The organism is Brevibacillus panacihumi W25 (assembly GCF_000503775.1).
Classification (GTDB): domain Bacteria; phylum Bacillota; class Bacilli; order Brevibacillales; family Brevibacillaceae; genus Brevibacillus; species Brevibacillus panacihumi_A.
The window spans coordinates 71056-85881 of sequence record NZ_KI629782.1 but is presented as its reverse complement, the minus strand read 5'-3'; the positions used below and the strand labels follow the sequence as shown (position 1 = coordinate 85881).

Annotated in this window: 16 protein-coding genes and 1 pseudogene; 15 read left to right on the top strand and 2 right to left on the bottom strand. The window is 47.4% G+C overall.

Annotated elements, in window-relative coordinates:
• Window position 1: 1 nt before the first annotated feature.
• The 3 genes from istB to T458_RS29920 all read left to right on the top strand — a co-directional run bounded on the left by istB (window position 2) and on the right by T458_RS29920 (window position 2337).
• Entirely contained in the window at window positions 2-769 is a 768-nt protein-coding gene (gene istB / locus T458_RS29930; RefSeq protein WP_023554153.1) for an IS21-like element helper ATPase IstB, read from the top strand.
• A gap of 273 nt (window positions 770-1042) precedes the next feature.
• Window positions 1043-1906: a metallophosphoesterase gene (locus T458_RS29925; RefSeq protein WP_031305274.1), complete on the top strand. Its 864-nt coding sequence runs from the start codon at window positions 1043-1045 to the stop codon at window positions 1904-1906.
• A 50-nt stretch (window positions 1907-1956) separates the two neighbouring features.
• Entirely contained in the window at window positions 1957-2337 is a 381-nt protein-coding gene (locus T458_RS29920; RefSeq protein WP_023554151.1) for an NUDIX hydrolase, read from the top strand.
• Between the two features lie 73 nt (window positions 2338-2410).
• Here T458_RS29920 and T458_RS29915 read toward each other — a convergent pair whose 3' ends face one another.
• On the bottom strand, window positions 2411-3292 hold the full coding sequence (locus T458_RS29915; protein ID WP_023554150.1) for a metal-dependent hydrolase: 882 nt from the start codon (window positions 3290-3292) through the stop codon (window positions 2411-2413).
• A gap of 231 nt (window positions 3293-3523) precedes the next feature.
• On the opposite strand from T458_RS29915, the gene T458_RS29910 reads away from it, so the two are divergent.
• The 6 genes and pseudogenes from T458_RS29910 to T458_RS29890 all read left to right on the top strand — a co-directional run bounded on the left by T458_RS29910 (window position 3524) and on the right by T458_RS29890 (window position 8997).
• The gene (locus T458_RS29910; protein WP_023554149.1) at window positions 3524-3961 is read left to right on the top strand and encodes a hypothetical protein; all 438 of its coding nucleotides are present in this window, start codon (window positions 3524-3526) and stop codon (window positions 3959-3961) included.
• A gap of 67 nt (window positions 3962-4028) precedes the next feature.
• Window positions 4029-4172: a hypothetical protein gene (locus T458_RS57070; RefSeq protein WP_023554148.1), complete on the top strand. Its 144-nt coding sequence runs from the start codon at window positions 4029-4031 to the stop codon at window positions 4170-4172.
• Window positions 4173-4325: 153 nt separating this feature from the next.
• A pseudogene (locus T458_RS29905) lies at window positions 4326-6422 on the top strand (ATP-binding cassette domain-containing protein); the annotation flags it as partial.
• A 454-nt stretch (window positions 6423-6876) separates the two neighbouring features.
• The gene (locus T458_RS29900; RefSeq protein ID WP_171819345.1) at window positions 6877-7506 is read left to right on the top strand and encodes a 4'-phosphopantetheinyl transferase family protein; all 630 of its coding nucleotides are present in this window, start codon (window positions 6877-6879) and stop codon (window positions 7504-7506) included.
• 281 nt (window positions 7507-7787) lie between these two features.
• Complete coding sequence (locus T458_RS29895) at window positions 7788-8753, top strand: hypothetical protein (protein ID WP_144083804.1); 966 nt, start codon at window positions 7788-7790, stop codon at window positions 8751-8753.
• On the top strand, window positions 8725-8997 hold the full coding sequence (locus T458_RS29890; protein WP_023554145.1) for a hypothetical protein: 273 nt from the start codon (window positions 8725-8727) through the stop codon (window positions 8995-8997). Before T458_RS29895 ends, T458_RS29890 begins: the two co-directional genes overlap by 29 nt.
• 72 nt (window positions 8998-9069) lie before the next feature.
• Here the strand turns inward: T458_RS29890 and T458_RS29885 are convergent, their stop codons facing one another.
• Window positions 9070-10059, bottom strand: a complete 990-nt coding sequence (locus T458_RS29885; RefSeq protein ID WP_023554144.1) for a MupA/Atu3671 family FMN-dependent luciferase-like monooxygenase — start codon at window positions 10057-10059, stop codon at window positions 9070-9072.
• 238 nt (window positions 10060-10297) lie between these two features.
• Between T458_RS29885 and T458_RS29880 the strand changes: the two genes are divergently transcribed.
• From T458_RS29880 to T458_RS55930, 6 genes are read left to right on the top strand one after another with little or no spacing between them, the layout of a single operon-like run.
• Window positions 10298-10549 (top strand): acyl carrier protein, encoded by a 252-nt coding sequence (locus T458_RS29880; protein WP_084567892.1) that lies wholly within the window; start codon window positions 10298-10300, stop codon window positions 10547-10549.
• A 6-nt stretch (window positions 10550-10555) separates the two neighbouring features.
• Window positions 10556-10816, top strand: a complete 261-nt coding sequence (locus T458_RS0128200) for an acyl carrier protein (RefSeq protein WP_031305273.1) — start codon at window positions 10556-10558, stop codon at window positions 10814-10816.
• Entirely contained in the window at window positions 10816-11958 is a 1143-nt protein-coding gene (locus T458_RS29875) for an acyl-CoA dehydrogenase family protein (RefSeq protein ID WP_023554143.1), read from the top strand. The genes T458_RS0128200 and T458_RS29875 overlap by 1 nt, the downstream gene beginning before the upstream one ends.
• 19 nt (window positions 11959-11977) lie before the next feature.
• A complete protein-coding gene (locus T458_RS29870; RefSeq protein WP_023554142.1) occupies window positions 11978-13057 on the top strand; it encodes an HAD-IIIC family phosphatase in 1080 nt (359 codons plus the stop codon).
• Window positions 13054-14046 (top strand): hypothetical protein, encoded by a 993-nt coding sequence (locus tag T458_RS29865; protein WP_023554141.1) that lies wholly within the window; start codon window positions 13054-13056, stop codon window positions 14044-14046. Before T458_RS29870 ends, T458_RS29865 begins: the two co-directional genes overlap by 4 nt.
• 16 nt (window positions 14047-14062) lie before the next feature.
• Window positions 14063-14818 carry a class I SAM-dependent methyltransferase gene (locus T458_RS55930; protein ID WP_023554140.1) on the top strand — a complete coding sequence of 252 codons (756 nt, stop codon included), beginning with the start codon at window positions 14063-14065 and terminating at the stop codon, window positions 14816-14818.
• Window positions 14819-14826 lie beyond the last annotated feature (8 nt).

The following is a 14826-nucleotide window of genomic DNA, read 5'->3' as shown; positions in this document are numbered from 1 at the left end:
GTTGAACAGCACCGTACAGACCATGCAAAATTACTTCCGCCATCTTCGGATGGCGGAGACAGCCAATGAACTGCCTGAATTCCTTCGTAAAGCTGAAAAATTCTCTTGGACCTATCAGGAATTTCTAGAAGAACTCTTAACCTATGAATTGAAACGGAGAGAAGCAAAAAATGCGGAGAGGAGATTGAAATGGGCCAAGTTTCCCTATCAAAAGACCTTGGATGAATTTCAGATCGATGAGCAAAAGTCAATCAGTTCCCGCCAAATCAAACAGTTGAAGGAACTGAATTGGCTAGAACAACAGTACAATCTGATCCTTCTTGGTCCTCCAGGAGTGGGCAAAACCCACATTGCAATTGGACTTGGGTTAGAAGCGATACAAAAGGGTTTTCAAGTTACCTTTTCAACCATGGGAGAGTTGATCCATCTATTGAAAACCCAAGAGTACCTCACAAAATCACAAACGCAGCTTAAAAGAATAAACGAATCCGATTTGGTCATTATTGATGATCTCATGTATATGGCAATGGATCAAAGGGAGGCAAACCTATTTTTCCACCTCATAAACAACCTGTATGAACGAAGTTCAATCATATTAACATCCAACAAAGGACCCGAACAGTGGGGAGAATTAATAGGTGATCAAGGAATTACGACGGCTATATTAGATCGATTGCTTCACAGAGTGGAAGTGATCCAACTAAACGAAGACAGCTACAGAATCAAATACAGGAGCTCTATTTTCGGAGAAAAAAGTGTTCAATCTTAATGAGCAAAAAGTGTTCAAAACTACTTGACGGTTACAAGAGATCAATTTTATATTTGAACATACTCCCCATACCAACCCGAGCAAAGAATTCGTTTTGCAAGGATATTTGTGGACAAGAAATATAGTTAGGTCCAGTGGAACCAATGAGTAGCCGCTCTACGGGTTCCGCAACTAGCGCATTCGAATGGTTATTGTAACGAATCCATTTGCCTAACGTAAATCCATATTGATGGGGAAGAGAAATATTCAATGCTCAAAACAAAGGGAGAAAACATGAATGATCCAAGAATTGCCCCAATCTCGCGCAAAACGTTTATCAGCAAAGCGATGAAATGGTTGGGCGGGATTGTTGGGTTGGGTGTAGCAACAGGCGCTTACGCATATGGCTGGGAGCGAACCTGGCTGGATGTGGTTCGAATTACCCTGACAATACCCGGTTTACGAAATCGTTATAAAGGAACGAAACTGATTCATTTTAGTGACGTGCATCTCGGACATTTTATGGGAACGAATGATCTGCAAGCAGTGGTCGCTGTAATCCAGGAGGAACATCCCGATGTGATCTGCTTTACTGGTGATTTGGTCGATGAGTCCATTTCACCTCTGGCCGCTGCTGTTCCGATTCTAAGCCAACTGCAGGCCCCGTTGGGAAAATTCGCCGTGCTGGGAAACCATGATTATCGCATCGATCAACAAAAATCGGTGCAGGAAGGTTTGACTGCGTCAGGATTTGAAGTTTTAGAGAACAGACATGTAGTCGTTACAAAAAACGGAGAGTCTTTATACATTGCAGGAGTCGAAGATGTCTTGCATGGCAAACCTGACCTGGCACGGGCTATCGCCGACATACCAGAAGGGGAGAACGTGATTTTGTTAGCCCACGAACCCGATTTTGCAGATGAAGCAGCAAAACATCCGATTCATTTGCAATTGTCGGGTCACAGTCATGGTGGACAGGTGCGGTTGCCCTGGATTGGTCACCTCGTGACTCCACCTCTAGCTCGCAAATATGTACAAGGGCTGCATCGGGTAGGGCCTGACCAGATGCCAGTCTATACGAACAGGGGTTTAGGAACCACTATTTTGCCCGTGCGACTATTTTGCCGTCCGGAAATTACCGTACTTACTCTGCAGTAAACTCGTCATACTTGCGGCGATGCAAATAAAGCGTGGAAGAAGGTGAGGACATGAACTGGCATCTTCCTGTATCCGTAAAAGGAATCATCCTACATCAGGGTCGAGTCATTTTACTCAAAAATGAAAGAGAGGAGTGGGAATTGCCCGGCGGGAGGTTGGAACCAGGTGAAACGCCAGAAGAGTGTCTACGAAGAGAGATTCGTGAGGAATTGTCGATATCTTGTTCCGTACTGCGATGCATTGACGTTTGGGTTTATGAAGTGCTTGAAGGCCGGCATGTTCTGATAGTCACGTATCTTTGTGAGTCTACGGAAACAGATCGATTGAACATAAGCGAAGAACATTCCGAATGGGCGAGTGTCGAAGTGGAAAAGATCGATGAGGTTCTTATGCCAGAAGGGTACAAACATTCGATTAAGAAAGCGTTGTAAAAGTTTCTACCTCCTATTTAGATTGCGGAAGAGTGTGAAGGTATTCAACACCCTTCCGCAATTCGCTTTGCTCCTACCTGATCCCCGTCTTTTCCACTGACTCAAACAAAAACGATTCACCATTCCGATAGAAACGGGGATCATACAATCCCAAGCGCTCTTCATCATTTACAATGACGACAAAAGGAGACCATTCATACAACGTTTTTGCCCTTGGGTTTTGGGCGAACAACGTCTCCAAATCCGCATCTTCCCGGGATTCAAGGATGGCAACTACCTTCAAATCCGACCAGACTGATCCGTGTAGAAGCTGAACTTCTTGATCACGCTCGCCCACGACGGTAAACATTCCTGGGATAAAATCGGCTGTCAGCGTAGTTTGTTCAAACTTGGCATTGACACTGTTGACAAGCACTGCCCCTTGCACCGATTGAAAAATGACATGCAGGGCCATCAACACCCATACGGTGCGGAAAACACGATGGGATGAGAAGCGTCCGCGACCCAATCGAGCAAACAGCAACCCCGCTGCCATCAACAACCAGAAGACCACATCCACGATCGGGATGGTCCCCAATGTTAGTCGAACAGAAGAGAAGGGCTCAAAATAACCTGTTCCCCAGGCGTTGAAAATGTCGCTTGTATTGTGGATCCAGACAGCCAACATAGCAAAGAGGAACCAATACCAGCCACGAACGCGGAACAGTGCCCGGACAATGGCCGCGATCAGTGCCCCCCAAACTGGTACCATAAACAACGAGTGAGTAACGCCGCGATGCCACATTTGGTACCTTCCAGCCGTGTCCCACCATGAGGAAATGACGTCGATATCCGGTATCTGTGAACCAGCAATAGCGGTGGCCAGCAACGCCCTTTTTTCTTTTTTGGTCATTGTTGATTTATCTACTGCCCCGTAGAGCGTTAATCCAAAAAGCGTATGTGTAACGGAATCCATATTTCCCTCCGATGTAAGCCAGCGTCAACACGGTCAACTTGCGTATGAGCTAAATCAAGATCGATATGGTTTTTTTCGTATTGTCTCATGCAAAGTCCTTCCTGTCTAACCCGAGATTTCTATTTAGAAAACAAACGGTGTTACAGATCTAACAATGGCAGATCTGACATCCTATTCCGTGGTTGAATATGCTTTGTGCATTCCGTGGTGCGGCGATGGTGTTGGTCGCCTTTGACATCGTCCGTCGTTCATGCTGTAAAAAATAGGATACATTATATTAATGATCAGGAAGCTGCCAAAACGTTCGGCACGATCATCGAGAGCGATATTGCCGTCACACACGCTCCCATTCATCGGGATAGCTGCCGGAATTTGCGAATCTATGAGAAAAGAATGGCTGCCGGGGAGCAGTTTACGCCTCGTGGTCTATTTTATTACGCCAATGAATTGAAAGATCACCGTATCTTTGACCGGGCCATTCATTACTATGAAACATTTCTCCAAACGAAGCAAGGGTGGATCGAAGACAACATCGCAGCCTGTGAAAAGCCTGCCCCTCACTTCCGGTTTGAGGAGGGTGACATCTTGCAGATGGGTGAAGAAGTTCAGTTTGATATCGTATACACTTCCAACATCCTTCGCATTTTTCGGGCCCGCTGTCGGTCATAAAAAAATGGTAAGGCATACCCGAGCTGCCCTCATCATTTTGGTGCCATTTTAAGAAGAGACGCTTAACATGGAACATATGTATCGATTCGATTACACTGATTTCCCTTATAAACTGGATCGTCTCCAGCTACGGTCGCTGCAAACCATAGATCTTGCCATATTCCCCTATACCTACTGGCATGGCAATCAGGTATTGGCGATTTATCAGTGAGCGAAACCGGCAGCAATTGGTTCGCTGCCGGTTTCGGGTGTTTAGAATCCTACAACCTAAAAAGAGGGGACTGGCTTTCGGACAGCCCGCCTTTTTTGTAAGATAAATGGTACAATGTGGATATTAATGAACAATATCGGAAGGATGGTAAGGATGAGCGAATCCAACCAGGAGTATATCGGAATCTCGGGTGCGAGGGAAAACAATCTAAAGAATGTATCCTTGCGAATTCCCAAGCGGAAGATCACGATCTTTACCGGGGTATCCGGTTCGGGAAAATCGTCGATCGTCTTCGATACGATTGCCGCAGAATCCACACGTTTGCTAAATGAGAACTTCAGCATGTTCGTGCGTACTTTTCTACCGCGCTATCCACAGCCAGATGCGGATGCGATCGAGAACCTGAGCATGGCAGTTATCGTGGATCAGAAGCGGCTGGGTGGAGGTTCTCATTCCACAATGGGTACAGTTACCGATATCTCTCCCATTCTCCGACTTCTCTTCTCACGAGTGGGTCAGCCCTTTATTGGACAAGCGAACATGTTCTCGTTCAACGATCCGCAAGGCATGTGTCCCGAATGTCATGGGATCGGTCGCAGGCTTTCCGTCGACATGAACAAGGCAGTAGATATGTCAAAATCGTTGAACGAAGGGGCCATTATGCTACCGGACTATTCGGTTAACGGCTGGGATTGGAACATCATTGTACAGTCAGGTTCTTTTGATCCCGATAAAAAGCTCTGTGAATATTCGGAAGAGGACCTGGAGCAGCTGCTGTACGGCAAGGCAAGGAAAGTGAAGATGGATTTTGCCGGTAAAGCAACTAATATAACCGTGGAAGGCGTCATCGAGAAGTTCACCAACAAGTACATCAAGCAGGATGTGAAGACGAAGTCCGAGCGAACACAGCGAGCAGTTGCGCCATACATATCAGAGGGTCCCTGTGCGAGTTGCCGTGGCACGAGACTCAGTTAGGCCGCACTTACTTGCAGGATCAATGGTCTCAATATTGCTGAGATGTCCTCCATGGAGGTGGGACAGCTCATCCGCGTCATTCGGGAGATTAACGATCCTGTCGCTGCGCCGATCGTCAAGTCGTTAGCGGAGCGGCTGCAGCATCTTGTAGATATCGGACTTGACTACTTGACACTGGACCGTGAGACGGATACCTTGTCCGGCGGCGAGTCACAACGAGTCAAAATGGTGAAGCACCTGAGCGGCAGCCTGGTGGATGTTACTTACATTTTCGATGAGCCCAGCGTTGGCTTGCACCCCCGAGATGTACACCGGTTAAATGAGTTGCTGCAGAAGCTGCGCGACAAGGGCAATACCGTGATTGTCGTCGAGCATGATCCCGATGTGATCAAGGTGGCGGATCATATCGTTGATGTCGGGCCTTATGCAGGCAGCCGCGGCGGTACCATCGTGTATGAAGGAAGCTTTCAAGGCTTGCTTGAGGCAAGTACACTGACAGGTACTCATATGAAGAGACCGCACCAACTGAAGCATGACTGCAGGCAGCCGTCTGGCAAGCTGTCCATCAAGGATGCCACACTGCACAATCTGCGGAATGTGAGTGTAGATATTCCAACCGGAGTTCTGACAGTCGTTACGGGCGTTGCCGGCTCTGGCAAAAGTACACTGATTCATGAAGTATTCCTCAGCCAGCATCCAGATGCGATCGTTATCGACCAGTCGGCGGTAGGTGTGTCAACTCGTTCGAATCCCGCAACCTACACGGGGATTATGGACGATGTGAGAAAGGCGTTTGCTTCTGCGAATAAGGTCAACCAAGGCTTGTTCAGCTTCAACTCCAAGGGGGCTTGCGAGAACTGCCAAGGGTTGGGAGTTGTGTATACAGACCTTGCCTTCCTGGACAGTGTGAAGCTGCCATGCGAAGTATGCGGAGGTAGACGATTCAAGGAAGAGGTGCTCGCCTACAAGCTGATCGGCAAATCCATTGCAGACGTGCTAGAGATGACTGTGGAGCAGGCACTGGAATTTTTTCAGCAAAAAGAGATTGTGCGCAAGCTCCAGGCGATGAGTGATGTGGGACTGAACTATATTACTCTCGGCCAGCCACTCAGCACGCTCTCGGGGGGAGAATGCCAGCGCATCAAGCTTGCAAGCGAGCTGCATAAGAAGGGCAGCATTTACGTGATGGACGAGCCGACAACGGGCCTGCACATGTCAGATATCGGTCACCTGCTGGGGATTATGAACCGCCTCGTGGATGCCGGCAATACGGTAAGGGAGGTCCGGCAACAAGGGCAGAGAAGGGAAGTGGGACAAAGGAGACACTTATATTTTCTCTGAATCTCCATGAATAGCCATTAAGGCCTATAAAATTCAGTTCCATAGATATATTTTTTTACCATACATGTTTTCTGACTATTAAAACAATAATTCCATTCTGAATTATGGATTTTATTCCACAAAAAGGTATATAATAATAATCTCAAATTACTGCTTGATTTAGTAGAAAAAGGTAAACCGCATATTCATCATTCTGAGTCAATAGGTATTTAACGGGTATAATATCACAAAATTAAATAGTCACTTGATCCCATAGGTTAAATGGAGTTGGATAAGCTAGAATGGGTCCAAACCCTGGAAAATGCTAGAAGAAAGCGAGAGATTTCGATTGGTCAACGTCTACGCTGTCCGGGTTCCTTCCTTTCTGGAACAGGATGTGTATCACTTCTTGCTAATGCAAATCGCACCAGAAAAACGACTACGAGTCCACCGCTTTCATAGGCAGGCAGATGCCTATCGTGCGGTGCTGGCGGATGTTCTCATTCGTTCCATCCTAGCCCAAAGCTTCGGGCTCTCCAATGAACAGATTTCCTTTCAAGTAACCCGGTACGGCAAGCCTTTTGTCGAACAGCTTCCCGATTTTCACTTCAATCTTTCTCATTCAGGCGACTGGGTGGTTTGTGCTACCAGCAATGCCCCGGTAGGAATTGACATTGAGCATATCCGGCCCATTGAGATAGATGTCGCAAAACGTTTCTTTTCGTGCATCGAATATGAAGATCTCCTGGCACAACCGCGTGAAGAGCAGCTTGCCTATTTCTATGACCTTTGGACATTGAAGGAAAGCTATCTAAAGGCTTTGGGAATGGGACTATCTAAGCCGTTGAATTCTTTTTCTATTCGAAGGACTGAGGGAGAAAAATTCCATCTTGTCCTGCAATCAAAAGAGCTGTTGTCATGGTTTCTGAGACAATACGAGATAGATGTGGGGTATAAACTATCAATTTGTTCACGAATACCAACTTTTTGCGATGAAATCAAGTATTGCTACGTGGAAAATATACTCCCGAAAAAATAGTCTAAATATTCGAAATGTGGATTGACTAATAAATAATAATGGATTATTATACCAATATGGAAAAGGAGGTGATCCAAATGGTAGAAGTGAAAATCGAACCAGTAGCTTCCGGCGGTGTAGAAACAAACGGTTGCAAAACAACAAACTAAGATTCGTAGACAGAGTCTAGGCATATTGCCTGGACTCTCTCTCTACCCATTCGAAATGTACATAGATATAAATTCTGAACGCCGGAGGAAAACATGCGCTCTTTTCCTGAAGTTCATGGTGAAAATTGTTTTTTGGAAATCCTCAGTCGCTGGATCACTTTTACTCGCGATCTTGACGTATCAACCCCTTTTTTGTTTTTGGCGTGCGGAAAACTAGGGTTTCACTATCAATCGAAGCAAGACAGTCCTACACTGGTTTTCCCCACGGTAAATTTGCTGCAGTATGGCGAGATGGCAGGAATTCGCGAGCTTATTGGTGTGGAAGAGGTCACGTACGAATCTGCATCTGGTGAATCTTGGTCTGAACTCGAAACCGCGCTTGAACAAAAGAGGATCCCTGTCATCATGGGGCTGAGCACGTTGCTTCCCAACGAGCCCCAGGTGCTTCCTACCGTGACTCTATTAGCGGTTCATCAATGGGACCCGTCACAACGACGGGTACGCGTCTCCAACCCCTTGTACAACGGATGGATAAACCTGCCGAAGCTGCAGGAGATTCAGCAGGGCATCCAGGAATACGGTCAAGAACCCCACACCTGGATCGAGTTTCGCTGGATCAAGGAACCGAAACCAGAGTATCGCAACGATATCATTGGGCGTTTACGCAACAGTGTCGTGCAAGAAGAGATTGCCTTGCAGTCAGAGCAGAATCTGCAGCGCTTTTTGGCCGATTTAAAGCTTCTCGAACAGGTGACGCCGGTATTGAAGGGCCTGATCCTGAAATATCTGACCAAACAGATGTATCATCCTTGGGGGCCAACCGCCACAAGTTTGTTAAGCGTACAGGCAATGGAGGAGTTAGCCAGCCACAAGATTATCCGCTCCGAAACCGTCTCGCGATTTCAGGAAGTTCATCAAGAATGGAAACAGGTACAGCTCATGTTTCATAAAAGCTCTTATTCACCATCAGCGGAGATTCTGGAGCGAATTATGATCAGGCTCAACGGCATCCTTGATATGGAGCAGAAAGCCTTTCATGCTTTGAAAATGCAAATCGGGGAGGGGTTCCATGGAGAAAAAGTATCTATTTCTCTCTGAGCAAGTTGAGATTATGGAGGATGCCGGCATGAAGCTCATCGTGCAGGCCAACATGAATCGCGTACTTAAAGTTTCTGCGGATACGATCGACTGTCTTGAGTTTTTGAAGAAGCCGAGGACCCGAACCGAAGTGACGCATTACTTTCTCGACCACGGGACCGGTAAAGACGTTGTCGAAGAGCACGTTGCTGCAGCACTTTCACTGATGGAGTCGTATCGACTCATCAAGGTAGTAGGTGAGTAGCAGCAGCTGATTGCTGACAAAAAACAGGAGGAGCAGTCGTCTGCATTCTCCTGTCGTTGTCGAAAAGAGAGCTTATGCGTCCCATTCCCCAGCAAGTGCGGTCAACCGGTCCAAACTGGCGATCATGTTGGGCTCGTCAATCCCAAAGTCCACAAGAGCAGCGATTTGGGTGACGCCCATTCTTTTTACGTCATGGATCAACTTACGGCATGTTTCCATCGTGCCGAGTAAGGAGTAATCAGGCGAAAATTTGTTGAAGGTGTATGTCCTGGCGATTCTCTTTTCCCGTTCCGTGGCATAGATCGGATTGTTCATCAGATTGAGAAAGGAATCCTGATAAAGGAAGAAAGGGTCCTTGGCGACGGTTTCCACTTCAGCCTGTGAATTCGCAATGTACGTATGAAGCATGAGCGCAATATCCTTCTTCTCCCACTCATGCCCCCCGTCTCGGAGCCCTCGGCGGTAATGATCAATTTTCTCTTGGAGATGTTTCATATCATTGATGACAAAATTAGTGAGGAGATGGTAGCCGTGTAATCCTGCCTGATAGCAGGTTTCCAAACCACCTATGGCCGTGATGTAAATGGGGATTTCCTTTTGGTAGGGCTTGGGATAGAGGGTGTATTCTTCGACTTCGTCCTGCCAGAGCTGTTTGATTTGCTGGATCCCGTCCCACATTCTTTGCCTGCGGTCATCGAAACGCTGGCCAAGTCGAGAGAATTCCTTCACGTTCCAACCCGAGGCGAAAGAGACGGATACCCGTCCCTTGGAAAGCTGATCAATCATCGCCCATTCCTCTGCAACCAGCACAGGAGAGTGGAGCGGTAGAACAACGCTACCCGCATACAAACGCAGCCGGTTGGTATATTGCGCCATTGCGGATGCCATTACTGCAGGACTAGGGAACAAGCCTCCAAAGGGATGAAAGTGGCGTTCTGGCACCCAGACACCATGGTAGTTGTGGTCTTCTGCATAGCGTACCAGCCGGAACAAGAAATCGTATTTTTCGGCAAAAATGTCATGTGGAAGCAAATTGGAGAAAAAACTTAGCGAGAATTTCATGTGGGATGCCCCTCCTTAATGTACTAGTATTACGAATAATCTGTCATAAACTTGCAGGATAAAACAAGAGAATCTTGAAAAATAAGAGTTTTTACATATGAATAAACAGGGATTTTTACCCAAAAAATGCAGGAAAAGTAGATAGTATGTAGTAATTGTTGGAATAATTGTAATTTATTGTTTTTTTACAAAAGTTCTTGTTGTATAGTATTGACAAGAATTTACACAAGGAGCGTAAATGATGTCAGTTGGTCTAAAAACTAGTTTCCAGAAAGTGCTGAAAGATGCGCTCGGGATGGATGTCATCGGAAAGTTCGGCTATGAGACGGACCTACGAGAGACAGGAGTCAATTCATTAACCTTTATCAAAGCAATAGTCGCGATCGAAAACGAATTTGGATTTGAATTTCTGGACGATGAATTGGATATGAGCCAGTATGAAAATTTCCAGGATTTAATTGATTTTATTGAACGAAAGAAAGGTGGATAACAACAAATGGACAAAAAAGCGAAAATACGCAGCTTCATTCTGCGGGCTTCTAAGCAAAAGAACATTGAAGACCACGATGACATTTTTGCAAGGGGATACGTGAATTCGCTGTTTGCCATGCAGCTAGTCATGTATCTGGAGAACGAATTTTCTTTGCAGGTCGAGAACGATGATCTGGAGCTAGAAAACTTTCAATCCATCGATGCTATCGCGCAATTTGTCGAGCGCAAGCAATTGACGGCACTTGGATTGGAAGAAACCAGGTGATGTCCGTGCATTCAGGAGAAAACTCCCTGCTGCGTGCCTGGCAAGAAGAAGCTGCTAGTTTTGTCGATCAGCATTTGGCTCCGTACGCGAATCAATTTGACCAGACCGAACAGATTCCTGGTGAATTCATTGGCCAATTGGCACAAAAAGGGTTTTTAAGCGCGATGCTGCCTGCGGAGTACGGCGGAAGAAATTTCGATATGATCACACTTGGGATTCTGGCGGAAGAAATCGGCCGCGGCTGCTCGTCGGTCCGAAGCCTCCTTACCGTTCATGGCATGGTCATTCAGGCGATCTATAAATGGGGTACACGGGATCAAAAGACAAGATGGTTGCCATCCCTTGCTGCGGGAGAATCGATCGGTGCCTTTGCTCTCTCCGAGGAGCAGGCTGGAAGCGATGTACAGGGCTTGCAAACGGTAGCCGTCGAAACAGAGGATGCGTATTGGATAACAGGGGTGAAAAAATGGACAACTTTTGGTCAAATCGCGGATGTCTTTCTAGTATTTGCTCTTCTAGATGGGCAACCGAGCGCATTTCTCATACCGCGTGAAAGTCCCGGCGTCCGCGTGAAAAAGCTGACGGGAATCCTGGGGACGCGGGCCTCGATGCTGGCTGAAATCCATTTCGACCGCTGCAGGATTTCGAAAGACGCGCTGATCGGGAAAAAGGGCTTCGGCCTGTCCCATGTCGCAACCTCTTGCCTGGATTACGGGCGCTATACGATTGCCTGGGGATGCGTAGGGATCGCAGAAGCTTGCTTACGAGATAGTCTAAAATACACTAGCAGCCGCAAACAATTCGGCGTGTATTTGCGGGAACAACAGTTAATTCAGAAGATGATCACCGAGATGGTCTCGGGTGTGAAGGCTGCCAGACTTCTCTGCATGCGTGCCGGGGAATTGAAAGATGCCGGTCACCCCGAAGCCATGATGGAAACCTGGGTGGCAAAATATTTCGCATCAACTACAGCTACAAAAACAGCGAACCAGGCCGTACAAATTCACGGTGCCAATGGATGCAGCCCTGACTATGCGGTCCAGCGGTATTTGCGCGATTCCAAAGTCATGGAAATTATTGAGGGAAGTACACAAATGCATGAAATCCTGATTGCGACTCATGCCTATACGACACTCGATTAAAACAGGAGGTGCTCAAAGCATGTCGAGTCAAGCAGAAGTCATTTCCCAAGACCAGTTAGACGCCCGGCAGCAGGGGGGGAAAATCAAATGTCTAGTCTGGGACTTGGACCATACCTTATGGAACGGCGTCCTGCTCGAAAACAGCGATGTCCACCTGCGGGATCAGGTCATCTCGGTCATGGAGGAACTGGATGCCCGCGGGATCCTGCAGTCGATCGCTAGCAAAAACGACTATGACCATGCGATGGACAAGCTCAAAGAGTACGGCATTGATCACTTTTTTATCTATCCACAAATTAACTGGAATCGAAAATCTCTGTCGATTCAACAAATTGCCGAATCGATCAACATCGGTATCGATTCCTTAGCCTTTATCGATGATCAACCATTTGAACGCGAAGAAGTCGCACACACCCATCCTTCGGTTCTGTGTCTGGATGCAGAGGAGTTGTTGCAAATACTGGATTATCCAGCATTCAAGCCGCGCTTTGTCACGGAGGATTCGAAGCTGCGTCGAGTCCTGTATCAGACAGATCTGGAGAGGAAAAAAGTAGAAGAGGAATATGTGGGGCCTCAAGCCGATTTTCTAGCATCCTTGCAGATGAAGGTGCGAATCGGCCGGGTACAGCCCGGAGATCTGCAGCGTGCCGAAGAACTGACTGTCCGAACTCATCAGCTGAATACCACAGGCTACACATACTCTTACGAGGAACTGGATGAGCTGCGCCAATCAGATAGCCATCTTCTCTTGATCGCTTCGCTCGATGACAAGTACGGTACTTACGGAAAAATTGGACTGACGATGCTGGAGTGCCGAGAAGAGGTGTGGACGATCAAGCTGCTGCTCTTGTCCTGCCGCGTGATGTCCAGAGGTATTGGAGGCATTCTGATCAATCAGTTGCTAAGGATGGCGAAAGAAGCTCAGGTTCGACTGAGAGCGGAATTTCTGCCGAACTCTCGCAATCGCATGATGTACATAACATATAAATTTGCGGGATTTCAGGAAGTGCAAAAACAAGGCAATCTGGTTATTTTGGAGCATGACGTCTCTCTCATCCCGGCTGCTCCAGAATATGTAGATGTCGAGGTTTCCCTATGAATCCGCCGCTGCTGTCTGCATTGTCCCCCTTGCATGATGAGGCACGCAGCTGCTTCACAGATCAACTGGTTAGCGTAGTGCACTGGCTGGGGCGAAGACATGAGCTGATGTACTTGGAGTCATGGGGCTTTTCCCTTGATTCTGCATCGGCGAAAGCAACAACTTTAGGTGATCGGGTACATCCAGGAACCGGGGATACACTAGCGAATTTAGAGCGTTACCACGGCATCAGACTATATAGGCTCAACCCGCAGTCATTGCCAGAATGGAAGGGTATCCTTCAACAGCAATGGTCCCGAGAAATGCCGGTCATCATCTCAATGGATACATACACCTGTCCATGGGATGTCGGCTATCAGCGCTTTCATTCATCCCATACCTGTCTAGCAGTTGGTTGGGATGAAGGCGAAGATGCCATCATTTGCTGTGATGCTTTTTATCAAAAGGAACGGATTGCCTATCCCGTCTCCGGAATGGAGGGGGAAATCGGACCCTGCTGGATTTTTGAGGTGGTCGGGGAAGAGAGGAAGGACGTGAACGCGCAGAAGATCACGCGCTTGGCAGTCTCTCACTTTCGTCAACTTTCCTCCTTGGAAGCAATTCTCACCTTTTCCCAGGAGATCACGGAGCCAGAAGCGTTTAAGAAAGAGTTGCAGATCCTTGAAAGTGGTCATACGTATGGCTCTCCATTGATGCTCAGTCTGCTCGACGTGGCTCGTTTTCGAAAGCTAATGGCTCAGCTGTTTCGCTATTTGAATCAATTGGATTATTCACGTCATCTGGAAGCCTTCCAGTCTGAGTTTGAAGAAGCTGCCCGGCGGTGGGCCGTTATACGCGCGATGTTCATCAAGGCCCAGCACCTGCGGCAACCGGAAAAACAGGCTGAAAAGCTAGCAGATCGTATACGGGAGGCTGCCAGCCAGGAACAGCGCCTCTCCAGCGACATGCTTGAATGGTCCTGCCAAGCGACAGAAAGAGACAATCGTTAAGAAGGGATTGTTACATTTGGCTGAAAATTTGTTCATTGAAAGGTTAGACGCTCAGGAAGTACACCTTCCGCAAATTATGGAAGATCTGGATTTCTCCATCCGCTCCTTGTTTTACCATGGAATGGAGCAGCGTCTGTTTGACTTCTTTCAAATTAAGCCTAACATGCGAATCCTCGATTTGGGCTGCGGGACTGGGTTTCTCACGGAGTGGCTGTATCGAACATATCCGGACCACGAATTGGAAATTGTCGGAGTTGATCTGCAAGAAGCACTTCTGTCGAAAGCCACAGAGCGTGCGAACGCTGCGAGTTTTCCGATCGTCTACATGAGGGGAGATGCCCATGCACTTTCCTTTGCAGATGACAGCTTTGATCTGATCGTCTCTCACACGCTGATCAAATGGGTAGAAGAGCCGAAGCGCGTGCTATCCGAAATGTACCGGGTATTGAAACAAGATGGGTTGCTTTGTATCGGAGAACGTATCCTGCCTCCAGTATTTTTAAGCAAAGATCGCATCGATCAGATCGTACAGCGAAAAACGGAGAGTATGATGAACTCGATTCCTCATCCCCAGATCGCGCTAGAGCTGCCGGAGCGTATGAATCAGATGGGAATGCGTGAGGTCGACTGCATTGCCTTTTCTGTACCGACTCGCATGGGAAAAACAGGGGAAGCATTGCGCAACTTTGAGAGTAAAATCGACACGACGGGGAACAGGGAACAGGTTCGTTTGTTCATTCACCAGCTGCTTTGGGCATCCGGCAGGAAATAAAGGCGAAA

Coding starts and splice junctions, on each gene's coding strand:
- T458_RS29925 (WP_031305274.1), top strand. CDS start 1,043: ATGAATGATCCAAGAATTGCCCCAATCTCGCGCAAAACGTTTATCAGC.
- T458_RS29920 (WP_023554151.1), top strand. CDS start 1,957: ATGAACTGGCATCTTCCTGTATCCGTAAAAGGAATCATCCTACATCAG.
- T458_RS29915 (WP_023554150.1), bottom strand. CDS start 3,292: ATGGATTCCGTTACACATACGCTTTTTGGATTAACGCTCTACGGGGCA.
- T458_RS57070 (WP_023554148.1), top strand. CDS start 4,029: ATGGAACATATGTATCGATTCGATTACACTGATTTCCCTTATAAACTG.
- T458_RS29890 (WP_023554145.1), top strand. CDS start 8,725: ATGGAGAAAAAGTATCTATTTCTCTCTGAGCAAGTTGAGATTATGGAG.
- T458_RS29885 (WP_023554144.1), bottom strand. CDS start 10,059: ATGAAATTCTCGCTAAGTTTTTTCTCCAATTTGCTTCCACATGACATT.
- T458_RS29880 (WP_084567892.1), top strand. CDS start 10,298: ATGATGTCAGTTGGTCTAAAAACTAGTTTCCAGAAAGTGCTGAAAGAT.
- T458_RS0128200 (WP_031305273.1), top strand. CDS start 10,556: ATGGACAAAAAAGCGAAAATACGCAGCTTCATTCTGCGGGCTTCTAAG.
- T458_RS29875 (WP_023554143.1), top strand. CDS start 10,816: ATGTCCGTGCATTCAGGAGAAAACTCCCTGCTGCGTGCCTGGCAAGAA.
- T458_RS29870 (WP_023554142.1), top strand. CDS start 11,978: ATGTCGAGTCAAGCAGAAGTCATTTCCCAAGACCAGTTAGACGCCCGG.
- T458_RS29865 (WP_023554141.1), top strand. CDS start 13,054: ATGAATCCGCCGCTGCTGTCTGCATTGTCCCCCTTGCATGATGAGGCA.